The following is a 21671-nucleotide window of genomic DNA, read 5'->3' on the forward strand; positions in this document are numbered from 1 at the left end:
CACTTCGGTGGGGGCCCGCTTTGCTGTTGCGCAGTGCGGTTAGTTCCGTGCGTCGTTGGCGTAGCGCAGGCCCAGCTGGGCGCGGACGCCGTCGAGCAGTTCCATGGTGCGCAGCGTCTCTTCCAGCGGCATGGTGGGGCTTTCCGTCAAACCCTCCTGGATGCAGCGCGTCACCTCGCGCAGCTGGTAGGTGTAGCCGGAACCCGCGTGCTCAAAGGTCTCCACCCGTGCTCCGCCGGGGCCGTGCACGTGCAGTTCGCGGGGGTTCGGGATGTTCCCGCCGCCGGTCCTCAGCCAGCCGGAGCTGCAGGCAATCGTGGCTGCGCCCGGACCAGAGGCCGCGAGGGAGGACGTGAGCTGGGCGTGGCGGCCGTCGTCGTAACGCAGCGTCAGCGCGTTCTGGATGTCCACGCCGTCATTGTTCAGGATGCCGGAGGCATCAATGCTGTCCGGGTGGCCCAGGGCGCCAAGGGCCCAGGTCAGGGTGTAGACGGACAGGTCCAGCAGTGCCCCGCCGCCGGCGGCCGGGTCCCACATCCGGGAGGAGGGATCCTCGGGAGCGGTGAAGCCAAGGTCCGCCTGGACCCAGGAGGGGGTTCCGAGCTCGCCCGAGGCGAGGATGTCCCAGGCACGGTTGGTGCTGGGAAGGAAACGCGTCCACAGCGCTTCCATCAGGAACAGGTTCCGCTCCCGGGCCAGCTGAACCAGCTCGGTTGCTTCAGCAGCGTTGACCGTGAAGGGCTTTTCGCAGAGCACGTGCTTGCCGTGCTCAAGCGCGCTCTTAGCCACGGCATAGTGCTGGGCATGCGGAGTGGCAATGTACACGACGTCGACGGCGGGGTCGGAGAACATCGCCTCAAAGCCGGAGGGACCGCCGTCGGCATCGGAATACGAGGTCTCAAAACCAAACCGTTCAGCGAAATCGGCGGCCTTGGCGCCGCTGCGCGAGGAAACCGCGTACAGGACGGCGTCCTCGAGCAGGGCGATGTCTGCGGTGACGGTGCCGGCGATGCCGCCGGTGGCCACTACGGCCCAGTTCAGCGGCGCGCCGGTTGCTGCCAGGGGCGAGGGTGCGCCTTCTTCCGCGCAGGGTGGGCGGACAACGCGCCGGGGGGCAGTGCTAAGGGACATGGAAGAGTCAGCTCCTATGCGGATTCTCGGACAACAAGGGATGTGGGCAGGCGGTGAACGCGTTCAGCGGGCCGCCCCTCGATCAGCTCCACCAGGAGCTCGGCCATTTTCTCACCCAGCGCCGCAATGGGGTGGTGGATGGTGGTCAGGGCCGGGCTCAGGCTGGTGGCATAGTAATCGTCATCAAAGCCGACGACGGCGATGTCCTCGGGAATGCGCAGTCCGCGTTCCTTGATGACGGAGTACGCGCCGGCCGCCATCTGGTCATTGGCCACAAAGAGGCCGTCCAGCGGTTTCTCCCGGTCCAGCAGGCGCCGCATGGCTGCCGCGCCGGAGGTGACGGTGAAATCGCCGGTTTCCACCAGGGCGTCATCCAGGCCGGCCTTCAGGAGCGTTGTTCGCCAACCGGCGAGGCGGTCGACGCCGGGAGGCATGTCCTGCGGTCCGGCGATGGTGGCGATGCGGCGCCGTCCGGCCTCCACCAGCCGGGCCGTGGCGGCGGCGGCGCCCTCCTCGTTGTCCACTTCCACGAAGTAGCTGTCATCGGCGTTCACGAGCGGGCGGCCGGCAAAGACCAGCGGCAGGGATCCGTCCAGCCGCGCCCAGGAATCATCCCCGGTGTGGTGGGAGACGACGAGGACGCCGTCCACGTTGCCGCCCAGCAGATACCGCCGGGTCTTCTCCGGATTTGCCTCGGAAGACGTGACCATGTTCAGCATGTACTCGGTGGTGTTCAGGTACCGGGCGACGCCTTCCACGACCGTGGCGAAAAACGGGTCGGCGAAGACTTTGGACGTGGACTCGGGCACCAGCAGCGTCACGGTGTAGGTGCGGCGGCTGGCCAGGGTTCTGGCCGCGCGGTTGGGGACGTAGTTCAGCGTGCGGACGGCCTTTTCCACGGAGTGGACGAGGTCCGGGTCAACAGACGGGGAGCCGTTCACCACGCGTGAGACCGTGGCGCGGGAAACTCCGGCCAGGGCCGCCACCATTTCCAGTGTGGGGGCGGGCCTGGCCGGGCTGGTATCAGCACTCAATGATGTTTCTCTCTGCACCGATAGTTCTCCCTGCACCGTGAAGCCGGGGTCGCGGCTGGATTCCCATGTTACGGGTACTCACACCGCAGGAGCCAAGGGCTCGCCGCCCTGGACGACGCGCCCGGCAGCCCGGCTGGCCGCAATGCAGCGGCTGTAGGCATGGCCGCTGTCCTTGACCGTCCGCGCCTGGGTGTCATAGTCCACGCGGACAATTCCGAAGCGCCGGCTGTAGCCCCAGGACCACTCGAAGTTGTCCAGCAGTGACCAGACAAAGTAGCCGCGGACATCTGCGCCCGCTTCAATGGCCCGGCCCACCGCGGCAATGTGGTCCAGGATGAACTGCGTGCGCTCGGGGTCGGGCACGCTTCCGTCGGCGCTGACGACGTCGTCGTAGGCTGCGCCGTTTTCGGTGACGTACAGCGGAGGCAGCATGGGATACTCCTCGCCCAGGCGAACCAGCAGCTTGCGCAGGCCGTCCGGATTGACCTCCCAGTCCATCGCGGTGCGCGGCAGTCCGCGGCTCGGGAAAGTGATGTGCTCCGCGCCGATAAACGGTGAGATCGCCGGGCGCCCCGACCCGCCCGAGTGGCCGTCGGCCCCCGTGGTGTCAGGATGGCCGCTGATGAGGTCATCGTGGTAATGGTTGACGCCCAGGAAGTCGATCGGTGCCCCGATGAGGCCCAGGTCCCCGTCCTGGATAACGTCGCTCAGGCCGAACTGTTCCAGGTCCTGCAGCGTGTCCTGCGGGTAGGCGCCCAGCAGGATGGGGTCAAGGAAGATCCGGTTCTGCAGCGAGTCAAAGAGCCGGGCTGCTTCCAGGTCCACCGGGTCGGAGGGATCCCTCGGGATGGAATTGCTCAGGTTCAGGGTGATGCCCAGCTGCTGCGCACCGCGCTCACGCAGCTGCGTCACGGCAAGGCCGTGGGCAAGGTGCTGGTGGTGGACGGCGGCAACCGCTGCCCGGGGCTCGTGGCGGCCAGGGGCATGCACGCCGGAGGCATAACCCAGCAGCGAGGAGCAGAAGGGCTCATTGAAGGTGGTCCAGTGCTGTACCCGGTCACCGAGCGCCGTGTAGACGTCATTTGCGTACTCTGCGAACCGGTACGCGGTATCCCTGTTCGTCCAGCCGCCGGTTTCCTCCAGGGCCTGCGGCAGGTCCCAGTGGTAAAGCGTGAGCCAGGGCAGGATGCCTGCTTCGAGGAGCTCGTCCACGAGGCGGGAGTAGAAGTCCAGGCCCTTGGCATTGGCGGGTCCGCCGCCGGGACGGACGCGGGCCCAGCTGGTGGAGAACCGGTACGAGTCCAGCCCCAGTTCCTTCATCAGGGCGACGTCCGCAGGCATGCGGTGATAGTGGTCCACGGCCGTTTCGGGGGTGTCGCCGTTCAGCGTGTTTCCCGGTGTGCGGGCAAAGGCATCCCAAATGGAGTCCTGCTTGCCGTCTTCCCAGGCGGCGCCTTCAACTTGGGCTGCAGCTGTTGCCGATCCCCAGATGAAGCCGTCCGGCCAGTTGTTCCACTGGGGGTTTTCGTTGTTCATTAGCCCTTCACTGCTCCCTGCATAATTCCGGATATAAGTTGTTTGCCTGCTGCCACAAAGAGGATCAGCAGGGGGATGGTGGCCAGCACGGCACCGGTCAGCACGATGGAGTAATCCACGTACCGCGCCGACTGCAGCTGGCTGAGTGCGGTCTGCAGCGTGGGATTGTCGGGGCCCAGGACCAGCAGCGGCCACATAAAGTCGGTCCACGCCATCATGAAGGTGAACAGTGACAGGATGGCCATGGCCGGCTTGGCGGCCGGCAGTGCTACGTGACGGAAGGTGCGGATCATGTTGGCACCGTCCATGCGGGCGGACTCAATCAGCTCGTCCGGGATCACGTCCACCAGGTACTGGCGCATAAAGAACACCCCGAACGCCGTGACCAGGCTCGGCACGATGACGGCGCCGACCTTGCCGGTCCAGCCCAGTTCCTGCATCACCATGAACAGCGGGATGATGCCGAGCTGGGTGGGGATGGCCATGGTGGCAATAACGGCGACCATGAGGAATCCGCGGCCGCGGAACTTGAGTTTGGCGAAGGCGTAGCCGGCGAGGGTGGAGAACACGACGACGGAAACGGTGATGGTTCCGGAAATGAGCAGGCTGTTGCCCAGCGCCTTCCAGAACGGCACAGTGTTCATGACTTCATCGACGTTGTGCCAGAAGTTCCCTCCGGGCCACAGCGGAGGCCAGTCCGACCCGAGGGCCTCGTTGCCGCGCGAACCCACCACAGCCGACCACCACAGCGGATACGCCGATCCGATCAGGAAGGCCAGGAGGATGCCGTAGGTGAGGAAACCGGGTCCCCGGGTGTTGCCGAAGAACTGCCGGCGCCATCCGGGACGTGCCGGTTTGCCCGAGCCGGAATCAATTCCGGTTCCGGGTACGGCACCGGCCTTTTGAAGGACGCTCATCGCTTGCTCCTAACCCGGCGGGGCTTGCTGTCCGCCGTGGCGATTTTCTTGGAGATCAGGAAGTTGACTATGCCCACCAGCACGATGATCAGGAAAAGGATCCAGGCGATGGCGGAGGCCCGGCCAAAGTTCTGCCGCTGGAAAGCCATTTCCCAGAGGTAGAGAACGGTGGTTTGGAACTGGCGCTGGCTGCCGCCGGCCGTCACGGAATCGAAGAGCCGCGGCTCGGCAAAGATCTGAAGGCCGCCGATGGTGGAGGTGATGACGACGAAAATCATGGTGGGGCGGATGCTCGGCAGCGTGATGCTGAAGAAACGCCGGAAGGGGCCGGCGCCGTCGATCGCCGCGGATTCGTAAATGTCGCGGGGAACAGCCTGCATTGCCGCCAGCAGGATCAGGGCGTTGTAGCCCGTCCACCGCCAGTTGACCATGGTGGCCAGGGCAAGGTGGCTGGGCAGGGTGTCCGTCTTCCAGAGCACCGGATCGATCCCCACGTTGCCCAGCATGGTGTTGATGAGTCCGTACTGCTCATCGAACATATTGGTGAAGATCAGGGCGACCGCTACCGGAGTGACGACGTAGGGCAGCAGGACACTCATCCGCCAGAAGGTTTTGGCGCGCAGGTTCTGGTCCAGGACGGCGGCGAGGAACAGGGCCACTGCCAGCTGGGGGATGGCGGAGAGCAGGAAGATGCTGAAGGTGTTGAACAGAGAGTTCCAGAAGAACCGGTCACCCAGCACACCGGTGAAGTTCGCCAGTCCCACAAATTCGCCCTGGCCTTTGAGCAGGTGCCACTCGTGCAGGGAAACGTAGAACGTGTAAAGGAGCGGGAACAGCCCCACGACGGCAAAGACGATGAAGAAGGGGGAGATGTACAGGTAGGGGGAGGCCTTGAGGTCCCAGAAGCTGAGGCGCTGCCGGAAGGTGGGCTTCGGCTTGGCCGCGTTGTGCGTCTGCGGACGGGTCAGTGTGGTGGTCATGGGGTTTCTCGCACTCCATAGGGGGGCCTCCGGTGGTAGCCGGAGGCCCCGCTGCCGGTGTTGCTAGTTGTTGACAACCAGCTCGTTGAGGAGCTTGAGCGCTTCGGCCCAGGCCTTATCGGTGTCGCCGCTGCCGTTGTCCAGCATGTCCAGCGCCGGACCAAAGACGTTCTCCTGAATGACGGAGTCGTCCGGGCCCTTGAACTGGGCAACTACGCCTTCGGCGCGCGAAGCGAGGATGGACCCGGTGGGTGCGTCATTGAAGTACTCGTTCGGGGTGGCAGCCGCCGCGAGTTCCTCCTGCGCCTTTACGGTGCTGGGGAAGTTGTTGGCCGCAGCGCTCTGCTTGACCTGCTGCTCCGGATCGGTCAGCCATGCTGCAAGCTTGGCTGCTTCTTCGGGGTGCTTGGAGGTTTCGGGAACCGAGAGGAAGGCTCCGCCCCAGTTCGATGCGCCGCCGGGGAAGACATCGGCAAAGTCCCAGCCGCTGTCAGTTCCGCCGCCTGCGGATTCGATCGAACCCTGAATGGTGCCGAGCATCCATCCCGGGCAGACGAACGTGGCGAATGAGCCGTCCAGGAAAGCCTGGCCCTTGCCCCAGTCCCATTCCGTCTGGTTGCCGGACAGGCCGTCGGAGGTGGCGTCGGCCAGCTGGGAGAACTGCTTCTTCATGGCGTCGTTACCGTCAATGTTCAGCTCGCCGTCGGCGGTGTAATAGCCTTCCTCCATCTGGTTGACCATGGAGTTCCAGACGAATCCTGACTGGTCGTACCAGGCCTTGCCGGTCTTTTCGTGGTAGGCGCGGCCAAGCTCGAAGTACTTGTCCCAGCTGGCGTCGTCCCCGCCGAAGAGTTCGGCTACTGCTGCGCGGTCGCTCGGAAGGCCGGCGGCTTCGAACAGCTTTCCGTTGTAGCACAGGCCCTGCGGGCCGATGTCGGTGCCGTAGCCAATCACGCGGCCGTCGGCGTCGGTGCCCTGCTTATACTTCCAGTCGACCCAGTTGTCCTTGATGTCTTCTGCGCCGTACTCATTGAGGTCCACGAACTTGTCGGACACCTCCATGATTGCGCCGAGCCAGCCCTCTTCGATGGCCACCACGTCGCTGACGCCGGAACCGGCTCCGAGCTTGGTGAACAGATCCGTGCGGGCGTTGCCGCCGGTGTCGATGTTGGTCGGCTTGATCTCGATGCCGGGATTGGCTTCCTCGTACTCGGCGTACAGCTCGTCATAGCCGAAGGTTCCGAAGGTGGTAACGCTCAGCTCAACGGGGTTGTCCTCGCTTGCCGCTTCGGTGTCACCGCCGCCGCAGCCAACTGCCAGCATGGCCACGATCGCAGCGCCTGCAACGGCTGCGGCGGGGCGTCTGAAATTCTTCACTGTCACTCCTTTGTGTGTGGGTGGTGCAAAAACATTTCCCGAAGCTGGCGGACCGTGTCCGTTGGAGACGGACAGGCGTAATCGACGGAGGCGGGAAGGGATGAGGACTTCGAATGGAGCCATGCGCCCCGAAGAAATTCAATGATTTCCAGAGAGCGCTCTCTTGACTTGGACTTCACCATAGGAGTGATAGCGGTCACTGTCAAGAGAGCGCTCTCTCAGATTTCCGGTATATCTCTGGTCTGTCGCAGGAAGCGTTTGCACGGAACGGGGAATCGGGAAAGTGCAGCCGTGGAACAGGGGCGCTTATCGGGTCCCCGCAAGAAAAAGATCCTTGAAAGCGTTTGCACGCGAGCCCGTGCGTTGTTAGTGTTCCTCGCAATGTCGATGGCACTGTGCCGCGTCCTAAAACGGGAGTCAATGATGACTAGGGGTACAAGTACGCGCGGCTGGGTCGCCCGGAGGAGAACTTTGGGGACAAAACGGGGGATAACGCGGGGGCTTATTGTGGCGCTTGCCGCGGCCGGGCTGCTGGCGGGCCCCGTTAGCTCTGCAACCGCTGAAGACCCGCGCACTTTTGCGCTCACCGGCAGCCTCCAGTCCGAGCTCGGCTGCGACGCGGACTGGGCCCCCGAATGCGGCATGACCGAGCTGGCACCCACCGACATTCCCGGCGTTTATGCGGCGGAGTTCACCCTGCCCGCCGGCAGCTACGAGTACAAGGTCGCAGTGAATGACGGCTGGGACGAGGCTTATGGGCTGGACGGCGGGGCGGACAACATTCCGCTTTCGATCGCCGGGGGTTCCCGCATCCGCTTCGTCTTCGACGACAACACGCACCGCGTGGGCCTCACACCGCTGGATCTGCGCGACGCCTACTCTGCGGATGACGACGCCCTCGTGGCTCCGCCGGTGCGACAGGCCGGAGCGGACAACGTCTTCTACTTTGCGCTGACCGACCGTTTTGAGAATGCCGATCCGTCCAATGACACCGGGGGCCTCGCCGGTGACCGCCTCGCCACCGGCTACGACCCCACCAATACGGGCTTTTACAACGGCGGTGACCTTGCCGGCCTGCGCTCACAGCTGGATTACATCCAGGACCTCGGGACAACGGCCATCTGGCTGACACCAAGCTTCAAGAACAAGCCCGTTCAGGGTTCCGGGGCGGATGCTTCAGCCGGCTACCACGGTTACTGGATCACCGACTTTACGCAGATCGACCCGCACCTTGGGACCAACGCAGAACTGGAAGCCCTCATTGACGAGGCGCATGCCAAGGGCATGAAGGTCTACTTCGACATCATCACCAACCACACCGCGGATGTCATTTCCTATCAGGGCGGCCAGTATTCCTACATCAACCAGGAAACTGTGCCATACAAGGACGCCGCCGGAACGGCATTTGATCCGGCCGACTACGCGGGCACCGGGAACTTCCCGGAGCTGGACCCGGCGACGAGCTTTCCCTATGTTCCGGAGATTGCCGACGCCGAAAAGGACGCCAAGGTTCCCGGCTGGCTCAACGACCCCGCCATTTATCACAACCGCGGCGACTCGACCTTCGAAGGGGAGTCCACCACGTTGGGAGATTTCTCCGGCCTCGATGACCTGATGACTGAAAACCCTTCGGTGGTGGACGGGTTTGCCGACGTTTATAACCAGTGGATTGACCGCGGCATCGACGGGTTCCGCATTGACACGGTCAAGCACGTGAATTTCGAATTCTGGGAAAAGTGGACCACGCAGGTTAAGGACTATGCGGCCTCCGTCGGCAAGCCGGATTTCTTTATGTTTGGTGAGGTTTATGACGCCGATCCCAAGAAAACCTCCCCTTATGTGCGCAACACCGATATGAATTCAGTACTTGATTTCACCTTCCAGTCACAGGCCGTGGGCTACGCCTCGGGAAATTCGGCACGGGGCCTTTCCAATTTGTTTGCTGGTGACGACTACTACACCACCCCGCACAGCTCAGCGACCGCGCTGCCGACCTTCCTGGGCAACCACGACATGGGCCGTGTGGGCTATTTCCTGCAAAACACCGGCGATGCCCTGCAGCGTGACGAACTTGCCCACGAACTGATGTTCCTCACCCGCGGCCAGCCGGTGGTCTACTACGGTGACGAGCAGGGCTTCGCCGGCGCCGGCCAGGGCAATGACCGTGCCGCGCGCCAGTCGATGTTTGGCAGCCGGGTGAGCGAGTACACCGACCAGTTGCTCATCACGGGCGAGCAGCTGGGATCCGGTGACCGCTTTGACACCGCCGCGCCGCTTTATACGCATATTGCCGGACTGGCAGCCCTCCGTGAAGCGCACCCGGCGCTCTCCTCCGGAGCCCAGATCGAGCGGTACGCCGACGACGGTCCCGGTGTCTACGCCTTCTCCCGCGTGGACCAGGCGGAAAAGACGGAATACCTCGTGGCAGTGAATAATTCCGCGGAGGCCAAAACGGTCAATGTTCCAACGCTGACCAAGCAGGCGGCCTTCGCACCGCTGTACGGCACGGAAACAGCCCTGGTATCCGATGCCGACGGCGTCGCCTCCGTCACCGTTCCGGCCCTGGGATCGGTGGTGTTCGAAGCCGGCACAACTGTGGCAGCCCCTGCGGCTCCGGAGGCCGTGACCGTCAGCGTGCCGACCGCCGGCGCCGGCCTCAGCGGTGCCAGCGCCGTGGCAGCCGACGTTCCTGACAGCACCTGGCAGCAGACCAGCTTCGCCTGGCGGGAGGTGGGCGGCACCCAGTGGACCGGTCTGGGCACCGCGGAGACAACCGCGCCGCGCATCTTCCACGACGTGGATGCACTGCAGGCCGGCACCCTGATCGAGTACCGTGCAGTGACGACCGACGCTGCCGGCCGGCACGCGGCGGCCTCCACCTATGCTTCGGTGGGCAATGCAGTGACCACCGTCGTCGTGGATCCGCCGGAACAGGAACTGAACCTGGTCACCGTTCCGGGCAGCCACAACAGCGAGATGGGCTGCGCGGGGGATTGGACGCCCGCCTGCGAAGCGGCAAAACTCACCAAGCGCGCCGATGGAATCTACGCGGGCACCTTCGACCTGCCGGCAGGGGATTACGAATACAAGGTTGCCATCAACGGTTCCTGGGACCTCAGTTACGGCGCCAACGGCGCTGCAGACGGTCCCAACATTGCCTATACTGCGCCGGGCGGTCCGGTGACGTTCTATTTCGACCCCGCCACTCACCAGGTACAGAACACCGCCCAGGGTCCCGTGGTCACGGCCCCGGGCAGCTTCCAGAGCGAGATCGGCTGCCCCGGTGACTGGCAGCCGGACTGCCTGGCCAGCTGGCTGCAGGACGGCGACGGCGACGGCGTCTACGAGTGGTCCAGCGACCGGATCCCCGCAGGCAGCTACGAGGTCAAACCCGCCCACGGTCTTTCATGGGATGAGAACTACGGCGTCGGAGGCGTCCCCGGCGGAGCCAACTATGCCTTCACCGCGGCGGAAGGCAAGCTCGTCACCTTCCGCTATACGCTGGCCACGCACGAATTCGAGATTGTGCTCGCCGACCCGCCGGTGGCCGGCACCGGTGAACTGCGCGCCCACTGGGTCAGTGCAGACACGATCGCCTGGCCGGTCTCGCTGCTGGGGGACACGGACCCGGCGGCAGCCAGCTGGATGCTGCACCACTCCGCTGACGCCGGCATCGCACCTGATGCATCAGCGGAAGGCGGCGTATCCGGCGGGGAGAAGGTGGAACTAACCTACGACCCGGCCGGACTCTCGGCCGATGAGAAGGCAGCGTTTCCGGCGCTGGCCAGCTACGTGGCCCTGCGCCCGGAGGGTCTGGACCGCGCCGCGGTGCAGGACCTTGTGACTGAGCAGCTCCAGGTCTCCCAGTCCACCGGCACCGAGCTGACGGCCTTGACCGGAGTGCAGATACCCGGGGTGCTGGATGACCTTTACGCTGCCAATCTGGGCTCCGCCACGCTTGGGGTGAGCTGGCAGAACAGCATTCCCACCCTGCGGCTCTGGGCGCCCACCGCACAGGACGTGTCCCTGGAAGTCTTCCCCGCCGGCGAACCGGGTGCACCGAAAGTGCTGCCCGCTGCATGGAACGGCACCGACGGAACGTGGTCGGTCACCGATCCGGCACTTTCCGAAGGAATGGAGTACCGCTGGTCGGTGCGTGTCTACGCGCCCTCAACCGGCGCCGTCGAAACCAACTCGGTCACTGATCCGTATTCAGCGGGCCTGACCCGCAACTCGGAACGCTCGGTTGCCGTCGACCTGGACTCGGACCGCTGGAAGCCGCAGCTCTGGGACGACACCGAGGCACCGGTCATCGACAAGCCCGCCGACCGTTCCATCTACGAACTGCACGTGCGTGACTTCTCGGTGGGCGACCCGGAGGTTCCGGCTGAAGAGCGCGGAACCTACCGCGCCTTCACCCGGGACAGCGCGGGAACCCGGCAGCTGCGCCAGCTGGCGGAGGCCGGCATCAACACGGTGCACCTGCTGCCCACCTTCGATATCGCGTCCATTAACGAGGACCCGCAGGCCCGCCGGGAGCCGGACTGCGACCTCGCCGGCTACGGACCGGCCTCCTCCGAGCAGCAGGCCTGCGTTGCTGCCGCTGCCGACGCCGACGCCTTCAACTGGGGCTACGATCCGCTGCATTACTCGGTGCCGGAAGGGTCTTATGCCGTTGACCCGGACGGCGGCGCGAGGGTTGCCGAGTTCCGGGACATGGTGGGGGCGCTGCATGCCACCGGCTTGCAGGTGGTGCTCGATGAGGTGTTCAACCACACAGCCGAGGCCGGCCAGGGCACCAAGAGCGTGCTTGACCGGGTGGTGCCGGGCTACTACCAGCGCCTGAATGCGGCCGGAAATGTGGAGACCTCCAGCTGCTGCCAGAATGTCGCCACCGAACACTCGGCAGCGGAAAAGCTGATGGTGGACTCCGTGGTGCTCTGGGCCAAGGCCTACAAAGTGGACGGCTTCCGCTTTGACCTGATGGGCCACCACTCCAAGGCCAACATGCTTGCCGTCCGCGCGGCACTGGACGAGCTGACCCTCGCTGCGGACGGCGTCGACGGAAAAGCCGTCTACCTGTACGGGGAAGGCTGGAACTTCGGCGAAGTGGCCGACAACGCCTTGTTTGAGCAGGCGACGCAGGGAAATCTCGCGGGAACCGGCATTGGAACCTTCAATGACCGGCTGCGCGATGCCGTGCACGGCGGCAGTCCGGTTGACGCGGGAACCACCTATGCCCAGGGTTACGGCACCGGCCTGGCCACCGACCCGAACGGGGACGCGATCAACGGAACCCCCGAAGCCGCAGCCGCGGCCCTGGCGAAGCAGACCGACCTCGTGAAGCTCGGCCTGGCCGGCAACCTGAAGGACTATTCCTTTGAGACGGCGGACGGAAGCGTGAAGCGCGGGGAAGCGATCGACTACAACGGGCAGGCGGCCGGCTACTCCGATGAGCCGCAGGAGACCATCAACTATGTGGACGCCCACGACAACGAGACGCTTTACGACCTGGGAGTGCTGAAACTGCCGACGACGACGCCGATGGCGGACCGGGTGCGGATGAACACCCTGTCGCTGGCCACGGTGACCCTCTCGCAGTCGCCGTCGTTCTGGCACGCGGGAACCGAGCTGCTGCGCTCGAAGTCGCTGGACCGGAACAGCTACAACTCCGGCGACTGGTTCAACCGCATTGACTGGACCGGTTCCGAATCAACATTCGGCTCCGGCTTGCCGCCCGCGGCGGACAACGAGGAAAAGTGGCCTCTCATGGCTCCGCTGCTGGCGGACCCGGCACTCAAGCCGGCTGCATCGGACATCGCCTCGGCGGAGGCCGGAGCACTGGACCTGTTGCGCCTGCGCTCAGGCGTGGACCTGCTGCGGCTCGGCTCTGCCGATCTCATTGAACAGAAGGTGACCTTCCCCGGAAGCGGCCCGGGGGCAACCGCCGGCCTCATTGTGATGAGCATTGATGACCTCGCGGGAGCGGACACTGATCCTGCCCTCGACGGCGCACTGGTGGTCTTCAATGCTGCGCCGGCGGCTGCCGTGCAGACAATCCCGGAACTGGCCGGCCGCGACTATGCGCTGTCCAAGGTGCAGCAGGACGGAACGGATCCCGTGGTGAAGCAGAGCAGCTGGCAGCCGGACACCGGCACGGTGAGCGTCCCCGGCCGCAGCGTTGCGGTGCTCCTGGACCCCCAGGGCGAAGAGCCCGGGGGACCGGGCAATCCGGGCAACCCCGGTACCCCCGGCCCGACCGATCCCGCGAACCCGGACGCCCCGACCGATCCCGCGAACCCGGACGCCCCGACCGATCCCGCGAACCCGGACGCCTCGGTGACGCTGAGTGCAGGAACCATCCGTCCCGGCGACACTCTCACGGTCACCGGTGCCGGCTTCGACGCCGGGGAAACAGTGCAGGTCTGGCTGGAGTCCGCTCCGAAGCTGCTGGCGGCGCGGACGGCGGATGCGAAGGGTTCCGTCACAGTGCAGGTGACCATTCCGGCTGACACCGATTTGGGCTCCCATTCCATCCGCGTCAGCGGGCTGGCATCCGGACAGGAGGCGCAGGCCCCGCTGCAGGTGGTCGGTCCGCTGGCGGACACGGGTGCCAACCTCTGGCTGGTCTGGCTCCTGGGGCTGACGCTGCTCGCCGTCGGTACCGTTCTGGTGCTGCCTCGGGTGTGGCGGCTGGTGAAGCGGACCTAGCGGCGGGTGCTGACGGTCACCGTGAACTTCGGATTACGGGCCACTTCACGGGTGGGTCCCACCAACCGGGTCAAAGCGGACTTGTAGGTCAGGTGGCTGTTCCACACGGTCCACAGCTCGCCGCCCGGTGCCAGGACCCGCCCGGCATCGGCGAAGAGTTTCAGGGCTATTCCGGCGTGGACACTGGCGCCGATATGGAACGGCGGGTTCAGCACGATCAGCTCCGCGGAACGGTCGGGGAACCCGGCCAGGGCGTCGCCGCGGCGAACCTGCACCCGGTCCGCAACGCCGTTGGCGTCCATCGTCGCCGTTGCGGAAGCGACGGCGGCCGCTGACTGATCGGTCGCCGTGACCTGAAGCGACGGACGGGCCAGTGCGAGGTACGCGGCAATGGCCCCCGTTCCGCAGCCCAGGTCCACCGCGGTGTTCGCCTGCCGGGCCCCGGCAAGGTGCGGCAGCAGGAACCGGGTCCCAATATCCAGTGCTGCTCCGGCAAAGGCCGCACCGTGGGCCCGCAGCTGAAGCGGCACCGCCAGTCCGACGTCGTGCTGCTGGGCCAGCGGAAAACGGCTGGCGGGCTGCACCGCGGCGGGCAGCGGCCCGGAGACGGTCAGCACCCGGGACTTCTGCCGGGCCAGCCCTGCCTGAACCGAGCCGAACCAGCGCGCCAGGACGTCGTTCATGGCTGTGGTCATGTGCTTGAGCCTTCCGCCGGCGTACACCACCACGTCAGGTGCGGCGTGCGCAGCGATCAGCGCCGCAATCTCCTCAAGGGCATCCAGCGAGCGCGGCAGGCGCAGCAGCACCGTGCGTGCCCCCGCCAGCAGGTCTGCGTCCAGCGGCAGCGAACCGTAGGTCTGCGCGAGTCCCGCGGCACGGGCGTTGCGCTCCAGCGCCAGCTCGCCCGAGTACGGATCCTGATGCACCCGCAGGTCCCGCACGCCGTGCAGCGCGGCGGCGCCGAGGGTCAGCGCACCGTAGGAATCACCGATGACGACGACGCCGGCAGGATCCTCACGCAGCCGGTCCGCCGCGGTGTCCAGCAGCAGCCTGTCGGCAGCGTCATGGGCCTGCAGGTTCTCCGCCTCAACGTCCGGCCGGCGGCTCAGGGACTCAAAGGAAAAGTCCGGTGCGTCCGGGGACACCTGGTCGGGGGAGTGCGTCAAAGGTCGATCCATTCTGTGTTCAGCGGTTCGGGGGTGCTGCCGCCCGCGGTGAAGGCGGCAAGACGTTCGCGGAAGGTGCCGGCACTGCCGGGGATGTCCGGCAGCGCCACGGTGATGTTTGCCCCGGCCGCACCGTACTCCGTGCCGGTGACGCTGATGCCGGCGGTCCGGAGGTCATTCTCCAACCGGCCGGCTTCGGCGTGGCCTGCCGGTATGGAGTAGAGCTGCATCCGGCGGCGGCGGAGCAGGGGAGCGGTGGACAGGGCCGCGGACACGGATTCGGAGTAGGCGCGCACCAGACCGCCGGCGCCCAGCAGGATCCCCCCGAAATAGCGGACGGTCACAGCGGTGATGTCGCTGAGGTCGGTGGCACCGTCAAAGGTTTCCCGCTTGGTCAGGGCTTCCAGCATGGGGATGCCGGCCGTGCCGGAGGGTTCGCCGTCGTCACTGGAACGCTGCACTTCACGCACGGTGCCCAGGACAAAGGCGCTGCAGTGGTGCCGGGCATCGTGGAACTCGCGCCGCAGATCAGCGACCAGCGCGCGGGCCTGTTCTTCGGTTTCGGTGCGCCGCAGCACCGTAATGAAACGTGAGCGCCGGATCTCGAGTTCCGTGCGGTGTTCCCCGGCAAGGGTGGTGTAGCGCCCCGCCGCCGCGTCGATGTCACTCACCCCTCCAGTCTAGTGGCCGTCCGGGGCGCCTGAAGCTGGGTGGTCCCCGGCGGCGGTAGGCTGGGCAGCATGCTCAAAGTTGGACTCACCGGCGGGATCGCCGCCGGAAAATCCGTGGTGGCCCGGACGCTGGTGGACTGCGGCGCGGTACTCATCGACGCCGATGCCCTGGCCCGCGAGGTTGTGGCCCCCGGCACTGACGGACTTGCCGCCGTCGTCGACGCCTTCGGTCCCGGGATCCTGGCTCCGGACGGTTCCTTGGACCGCCCGGCACTGGCGGCGGTGATCTTCGGGGACGAGGACCGCAGGAAGGTGCTCAACGGCATCATTCATCCGCTGGTGCGTGCCCGTGCTGCGCAGCTGGCAGCGGAAGCACCCGCGGACGCCATCCTCGTGCAGGACATCCCGCTGCTGGTGGAGACCGGCCAGGCGCCGAACTTTGACTTCGTCCTGGTGGTCGAGGCACCCGAGGACGTGCGGCTGGACCGGATGGTCCGCGACCGCGGGATGGGGCCGGACGCTGCCCGGGCCCGTATCGCCGCTCAGGCTACGGCCGAGCAGCGTGCCGCGGCAGCCGACGTCGTACTGCACAACACCGGCACCCCTGAAGAGCTGGCGGCCGCCGTACGGGAGCTGTGGGAAACCCGGCTGGTCCCCCTTAACCGGGGTTCAGCCCTCAGCTAACCGACAGCCCTGCGGACCGGACCTGACCGCAGTGCGGAGTAGCTTTTAATCATGAGTCTTGCGCAGGACATCAAGAGAGTCGTTGCCCCCTTCGAAGTCATCAGTGATTATTCACCGGCGGGTGACCAGCCCACCGCCATCAAAGAACTTGCCGACCGCATCAAGGCCGGCGAAAAGGACGTGGTCCTCCTCGGTGCCACCGGTACCGGTAAGAGTGCGACGGCGGCCTGGCTGGTGGAGCAGGTCCAGCGGCCCACGCTCGTCATGGTCCAGAACAAGACGCTTGCCGCGCAGCTGGCCAACGAATTCCGCGAACTGCTGCCCAACAACGCGGTGGAATACTTCGTCTCCTACTATGACTATTACCAGCCCGAAGCGTACGTCCCGCAGACGGACACCTTCATCGAGAAGGACTCCTCGATCAACGAGGAAGTGGAACGGCTGCGCCACTCCGCCACCAACGCGCTGCTGACCCGCCGCGACGTCATTGTGGTGGCCACTGTGTCCTGCATCTACGGTCTGGGCACGCCCGAAGAGTACATCGAGGCCATGGTCACCCTGCGCAAGGGCCAGCAGATGAACCGTGACGACCTGCTGCGCCGGTTCGTGAACATGCAGTACGCCCGCAATGATATGGACTTCCACCGCGGCACCTTCCGCGTCCGCGGCGACACCGTCGAGATCATTCCGATGTACGAGGAAAACGCGCTCCGGATTGAGTTCTTCGGCGACGAGATCGAGAACATCTACACCCTGCATCCGCTCACCGGGGACGTGATCCGCGAGGAAACGGAAATGTACGTCTTCCCGGCCTCGCACTACGTGGCCGGTGAAGACCGCATGCACCGTGCCATCCGCCAGATTGAAGATGAGCTGCAGGTGCGGCTGGCCGAGCTGGAGTCGCAGAACAAGCTGGTGGAAGCCCAGCGGCTGCGGATGCGCACTACCTATGACCTGGAAATGATGCAGCAGATGGGCTTCTGCAACGGCATTGAAAACTATTCCAGGCACATTGACGGCCGCGGACCGGGCACCGCCCCGCACTGCCTGCTGGACTACTTCCCGGATGATTTCCTGCTGGTGGTGGATGAGTCCCACGTGACCATCCCGCAGATAGGTGCCATGTACGAGGGGGACATGTCCCGTAAGCGGACCCTGGTGGACCACGGCTTCCGGCTGCCCTCTGCCATGGACAACCGGCCGCTGAAATGGGACGAGTTCCTCGAACGCATCGGCCAGACCGTGTACATGTCCGCGACGCCGGGCAAATATGAACTCTCCAAATCCGACGGCTACGTGGAGCAGATCATCCGCCCCACCGGCCTGGTGGACCCGCAGGTGATCGTGAAGCCGAGCAAGGGCCAGATCGATGACCTGCTGGGCGAGATCCGCACCCGCACCGAGCGGAACGAGCGCGTGCTGGTCACCACGCTGACCAAGCGCATGGCGGAGGACCTGACGGGCTACCTGATGGAGCACGGGGTCAAGGTCGAATATTTGCACTCCGACGTCGACACCCTGCGCCGCGTGGAGCTGCTCCGCGAACTGCGGATGGGCACCTTCGACGTGCTGGTGGGCATCAACCTGCTCCGTGAAGGCCTTGACCTTCCCGAAGTGTCGCTGGTGTCCATACTCGACGCGGACAAGGAAGGCTTCCTGCGCTCGTCCACCTCACTGATCCAGACCATTGGCCGTGCCGCCCGCAACGTCTCCGGTGAAGTGCACATGTACGCCGACCGGATCACGGATTCCATGGCCAAGGCCATCGACGAGACCAACCGCCGCCGCGCCATCCAGGTGAAGTACAACGAGGACCACGGCGTGGATCCGCAGCCGCTGCGGAAGAAAATTGCGGACATTACCGATTCGCTGGCCCGGGAGGACGCGGACACCCGTGCCCTGCTGGCCGAGGCGGCCGAAAAGAAGAACCGCAAGACCACGGGCAAGGGCAAGGGCGGCGTCCGCAAGGACGGCCTCGCCGCTGCTCCGGCCGAGGACCTGGCCGGACTGATCGCTTCGATGACGGAGCAGATGCATGCTGCGGCAGCGGAACTGCAGTTTGAACTGGCGGCCCGGCTCCGCGACGAAGTGGGCGATTTGAAGAAAGAACTGCGCCAGATGCAGAACGCGGGGCACGCGTAAGCCGCCGGTGCTGCGATAGACTTCTAGGCAGCGTAGGGGAGTATCCTTTGTCGCTGCACCCGTCAGCACGCAGGGCGACGTCGTCCCGCCGGGTGCAGCGGGCACCCGTGTGAGATGACCTCCACGGCTGCCGGAGAGACCTGCGCCTCTGGCCGTGCCCGAAAGGTTTATCCCCATGCCCGAGTTACCCGTTGTCTTCGAGGTCGGCACCTTTGTCGCCCTCGGAGTCGTCCTGCTTTTCGACCTGCTCCTCGTCGTCAAGCGTCCCCACGAGCCGTCGATGAAGGAGGCCGGCCTGTGGGTCGGCTTCTACATCGGGCTTGCGCTGGTCTTCGCCGGTGCCATGTTTGTCTTCACCGGCCCGGAGTACGGCAGCCAGTTTGTTGCCGGCTGGGTCACTGAATACAGCCTCAGCGTGGACAACCTCTTTGTCTTCATCATCATCATGGCCCGCTTCTCGGTACCTCGTAAGTACCAGCAGGAAGTGCTGATGTTCGGCATTATCATTGCGCTCATCCTGCGCGGCATCTTCATCATCCTGGGTGCCGCAATCATTGAGAACTTCAGCTGGGTCTTCTTCATCTTCGGTGCGTTCCTGCTGTGGACTGCCTACAAGCAGGCCACGGACAACGGCGAGGACGAAGACGAAGGCAGTGACAACAAGCTGATCGGCAAGCTGCGCAACGTCCTGCCGATGACCGACAAGTTCGACCAGGGCAAGATCCGCACGACGGTGGACGGCAAGAAGGTCTTCACCCCGATGCTGATCGTCTTCATCACCATCGGCGTCACCGACCTGATGTTTGCGGTTGACTCCATTCCGGCCATCTTCGGCCTGACCCAGAGCGCCTTCATTGTCTTCACCGCCAACATCTTCGCCCTTATGGGCCTGCGCCAGCTCTACTTCCTGCTGGGCGGCCTGATGGACCGTCTGATCTACCTCAAGCACGGCCTGTCCGTCATCCTGGCCTTCATTGGCGTGAAGCTGATCCTCCATGCACTGCACGTGAACGAGCTGCCGTTCATCAACGGCGGCGAGCACGTTGGCTGGGCTCCGGAAATCCCCACCTTTGTTTCCCTGGCTGTCATCCTGGGCACCATCATCGTCGCCACCGTCGCGTCGCTGCTCAGCCCCAAGGCCAAGGCTGTCCAGGCCGTCGCCTCGCTGGAGAACGCGCTGAAGGTCTACCGGAACCTCGAAGAGGATGCCCCGCACGAAGAACGCGTGGAAGCCTACGAGAAGGTCACCGAAACCTACAGTGCGGCCACCACTGCGGCGAAGGACCGTGACGACGTCGACCTGCCCGAGATCTCCGACGAGGCCCGTGCGCACTTCCGTGCCACCGACCCTCGTTCCGGCCGTTCGGGCTCTGACCGGGACACCTCTGCGGACCAGACCGAAAAGTAACACCCGATTACAGCAAGCCGGCGCGGCAGAGCACCGGCAGCCGAACGCCGCTCTTCCCTGGGGGAAGGGCGGCGTTCGGCCTTTTGCTCCGGTTTGGGATCCGGGCAAATGTCAGGCGGCGGAGTCCGGATCCGGCTCAGTCCGCACCATGCCCAGCAGCCGGTTGAAAATTCCTTCGCCGTCGTCGGCGATGCCGTCATGGTGGAAATCGGCGCTTTCCCAGACCTGAAGGCCGCGGACCGCTGCCGCTGTTTCCAGCGACAGGTTGCGGTCCACGTAAATATCGTCCGTGTACACGGCGGCGGCCACGGGAACGGTGTTCCGGGACAGCTGCTCCGGATCGTAGAGCGCAGGCCAGTCGGCCTTTGCCGCCAGCAGGTCAGCCGTTTCCTTCAGCGGTACCAGCGCCGGATCCTCTTCGAAGTACCAGGGATAGACCATCTCCCCCGTGTACAGCGGCTCTTCAGCCTCGGGCCGGAACTGCGGATATTCGTTCAAGATCCGCTGGGCCGCCCAGCGGGTCGCTTCGCCCTGCCCGTAGATGGATTCATGAACCAGGGCATAAAGCGGGTTCCCGGCACGGCTGACGAGCCCGTGGACGGATTCCAGGAAGGTATCCGAGAGCCGGTCACCGCCGGGGGTTGGCACAAATGCCTCCTGGAGCAGCAGGTGCAGGCCGTCGACCCGGGTGTTGCCGCCAAGGAAGGAGCCAACCATCTGGAAGCGCCGGACAGTGAGCCGCTCGCCTGAGGGCAGGTATTCCGCCTCGGTCTCCAGATGCCGGGCGATCCGGGTGGTGAGGGCGCGGTCCTGCGGATACTTCGCGAAGTATTCCGCGTTGCGCGCAGCTACGCGGGAGAACGTTGCCCGGTAGACCCGGTCGGCCGGCCCCGTCAGCGGGGCGAGGCCGCCGGTGATCAGGGATTCGCGCAATCCGTGCGGAGCGAAGGACAGATAGGTCAGCGTGCAGAAGCCGCCGTAGCTCTGGCCATACGTGGTCCAGGGCTCCGAGCCCAGGGCCGCACGGATCAGTTCGGCGTCGGCCACGATCGAGTCTGCCCGGAAATGGGTCAGATAACCTGCCTGGGCTGCCGCGTCGCCGCGCAGGGCAAGGGTCTGCCGGTTCGCGGGGGTGGACAGTCCGGTGCCCCGCTGGTCCAGCATCAGGATACGGAAGTGCCGGGAGGCCGCCTTTGTCCAACCGCCAAAGGACAGCAGCCGGGGGCCCTTTCCGCCGGGGCCGCCCTGCAGGTAGAGCAGCCAGGGCAGCTGTTCCGCTTCGGCCTGCGGCAGTTCTGCATCCGAGTATTCGCGGGCAAAGACGGTGATGGTTTCGCCGTCGGGCGCCGAATGGTCCAGCGGAACGGTGAAGCGGTGGTCCGTGACGCGCATGCCGCGGACCTCATAGGGGGCGGAGGCTGTGTGGGGAACGCTCATGCGGCAGCACCGCCAAACGCGGTCAGGGCGTCACCGGTAAGCCGGAACGTGGTCCATTCATCCTGCGGCACGGCACCGAGCGCCTTGTAGAAACGGATGGAGGGTTCATTCCAGTTCAGCACGCACCATTCCACCCGTGCGTAGCCGCGCTCGACGGCGATTTCGGCCAGGGTGCGCAGCAGGGCCTTGCCATAGCCTTTGCCCCGCGCCTCGGGCCGGACGTACAGGTCCTCCAGATAGATGCCGTGCACACCCTCCCACGTGGAGTAGTTCAGGAACCAGAGGGCAAAGCCCTGGACAGCTCCGGCATCCACTGCCACGTGGGCAAAAATAGCGGGGTTCTCTCCGAAGAGGTTCTGTTCCAGCGCCTGCACAGTGTTCTTGACGGCGTGCGGCTCTTTTTCATAGATCGCCAGGTCATGGATGAGTTCAAGGATGACCGGGGCATCTTCCGGGCGGGCGGGGCGGATCTGCATG

Annotated in this window: 14 protein-coding genes; 4 read left to right on the forward strand and 10 right to left on the reverse strand. The window is 65.2% G+C overall.

Annotated features, from left to right (window positions below; genetic code table 11):
* Positions 1-39: 39 nt before the first annotated feature.
* The 6 genes from ACIQXM_RS05950 to ACIQXM_RS05975 all read right to left on the reverse strand — a co-directional run bounded on the left by ACIQXM_RS05950 (position 40) and on the right by ACIQXM_RS05975 (position 6921).
* Complete coding sequence (locus ACIQXM_RS05950) at positions 40-1131, reverse strand: Gfo/Idh/MocA family protein (protein ID WP_400928984.1); 1092 nt, start codon at positions 1129-1131, stop codon at positions 40-42.
* Between the two features lie 14 nt (positions 1132-1145).
* Positions 1146-2165, reverse strand: a complete 1020-nt coding sequence (locus ACIQXM_RS05955; RefSeq protein WP_400928987.1) for a LacI family DNA-binding transcriptional regulator — start codon at positions 2163-2165, stop codon at positions 1146-1148.
* A 78-nt stretch (positions 2166-2243) separates the two neighbouring features.
* On the reverse strand, positions 2244-3701 hold the full coding sequence (locus tag ACIQXM_RS05960) for a glycoside hydrolase family 1 protein (protein WP_400928990.1): 1458 nt from the start codon (positions 3699-3701) through the stop codon (positions 2244-2246).
* The gene (locus tag ACIQXM_RS05965) at positions 3701-4618 is read right to left on the reverse strand and encodes a carbohydrate ABC transporter permease (RefSeq protein WP_400928993.1); all 918 of its coding nucleotides are present in this window, start codon (positions 4616-4618) and stop codon (positions 3701-3703) included. The genes ACIQXM_RS05960 and ACIQXM_RS05965 overlap by 1 nt, the downstream gene beginning before the upstream one ends.
* On the reverse strand, positions 4615-5598 hold the full coding sequence (locus ACIQXM_RS05970; RefSeq protein ID WP_400928996.1) for a carbohydrate ABC transporter permease: 984 nt from the start codon (positions 5596-5598) through the stop codon (positions 4615-4617). Before ACIQXM_RS05970 ends, ACIQXM_RS05965 begins: the two co-directional genes overlap by 4 nt.
* 63 nt (positions 5599-5661) lie before the next feature.
* Complete coding sequence (locus tag ACIQXM_RS05975) at positions 5662-6921, reverse strand: ABC transporter substrate-binding protein (protein ID WP_400929524.1); 1260 nt, start codon at positions 6919-6921, stop codon at positions 5662-5664.
* A 477-nt stretch (positions 6922-7398) separates the two neighbouring features.
* Between ACIQXM_RS05975 and pulA the strand changes: the two genes are divergently transcribed.
* Positions 7399-13686 (forward strand): pullulanase-type alpha-1,6-glucosidase, encoded by a 6288-nt coding sequence (gene pulA, locus ACIQXM_RS05980; RefSeq protein WP_400928999.1) that lies wholly within the window; start codon positions 7399-7401, stop codon positions 13684-13686.
* On the opposite strand, the gene ACIQXM_RS05985 is transcribed toward pulA, so the two are convergent.
* Positions 13683-14864: a class I SAM-dependent methyltransferase gene (locus ACIQXM_RS05985; RefSeq protein WP_400929002.1), complete on the reverse strand. Its 1182-nt coding sequence runs from the start codon at positions 14862-14864 to the stop codon at positions 13683-13685. The two genes, pulA and ACIQXM_RS05985, sit on opposite strands and share 4 nt — an antisense overlap.
* Positions 14849-15523: an IMPACT family protein gene (locus tag ACIQXM_RS05990; RefSeq protein WP_400929005.1), complete on the reverse strand. Its 675-nt coding sequence runs from the start codon at positions 15521-15523 to the stop codon at positions 14849-14851. Before ACIQXM_RS05990 ends, ACIQXM_RS05985 begins: the two co-directional genes overlap by 16 nt.
* A 69-nt stretch (positions 15524-15592) precedes the next feature.
* Here ACIQXM_RS05990 and coaE point away from each other — a divergent pair, with 69 nt between their 5' ends.
* The 3 genes from coaE (at position 15593) to ACIQXM_RS06005 (ending at position 19757) form a co-directional block, all read left to right on the forward strand.
* On the forward strand, positions 15593-16207 hold the full coding sequence (coaE, locus tag ACIQXM_RS05995) for a dephospho-CoA kinase (protein ID WP_400929008.1): 615 nt from the start codon (positions 15593-15595) through the stop codon (positions 16205-16207).
* 51 nt (positions 16208-16258) lie between these two features.
* Complete coding sequence (gene uvrB, locus ACIQXM_RS06000) at positions 16259-18349, forward strand: excinuclease ABC subunit UvrB (protein ID WP_400929011.1); 2091 nt, start codon at positions 16259-16261, stop codon at positions 18347-18349.
* Positions 18350-18524: 175 nt separating this feature from the next.
* Complete coding sequence (locus ACIQXM_RS06005; protein ID WP_400929014.1) at positions 18525-19757, forward strand: TerC family protein; 1233 nt, start codon at positions 18525-18527, stop codon at positions 19755-19757.
* Between the two features lie 111 nt (positions 19758-19868).
* Here the strand turns inward: ACIQXM_RS06005 and ACIQXM_RS06010 are convergent, their stop codons facing one another.
* Complete coding sequence (locus ACIQXM_RS06010; RefSeq protein ID WP_400929017.1) at positions 19869-21194, reverse strand: alpha/beta fold hydrolase; 1326 nt, start codon at positions 21192-21194, stop codon at positions 19869-19871.
* The gene (locus ACIQXM_RS06015) at positions 21191-21670 is read right to left on the reverse strand and encodes a GNAT family N-acetyltransferase (protein ID WP_400929020.1); all 480 of its coding nucleotides are present in this window, start codon (positions 21668-21670) and stop codon (positions 21191-21193) included. Before ACIQXM_RS06015 ends, ACIQXM_RS06010 begins: the two co-directional genes overlap by 4 nt.
* Between the last annotated feature and the right edge of the window lies 1 nt (position 21671).

Source organism: Arthrobacter sp. NPDC097144 (genome assembly GCF_044762205.1).
Lineage (GTDB): Bacteria > Actinomycetota > Actinomycetes > Actinomycetales > Micrococcaceae > Arthrobacter_B.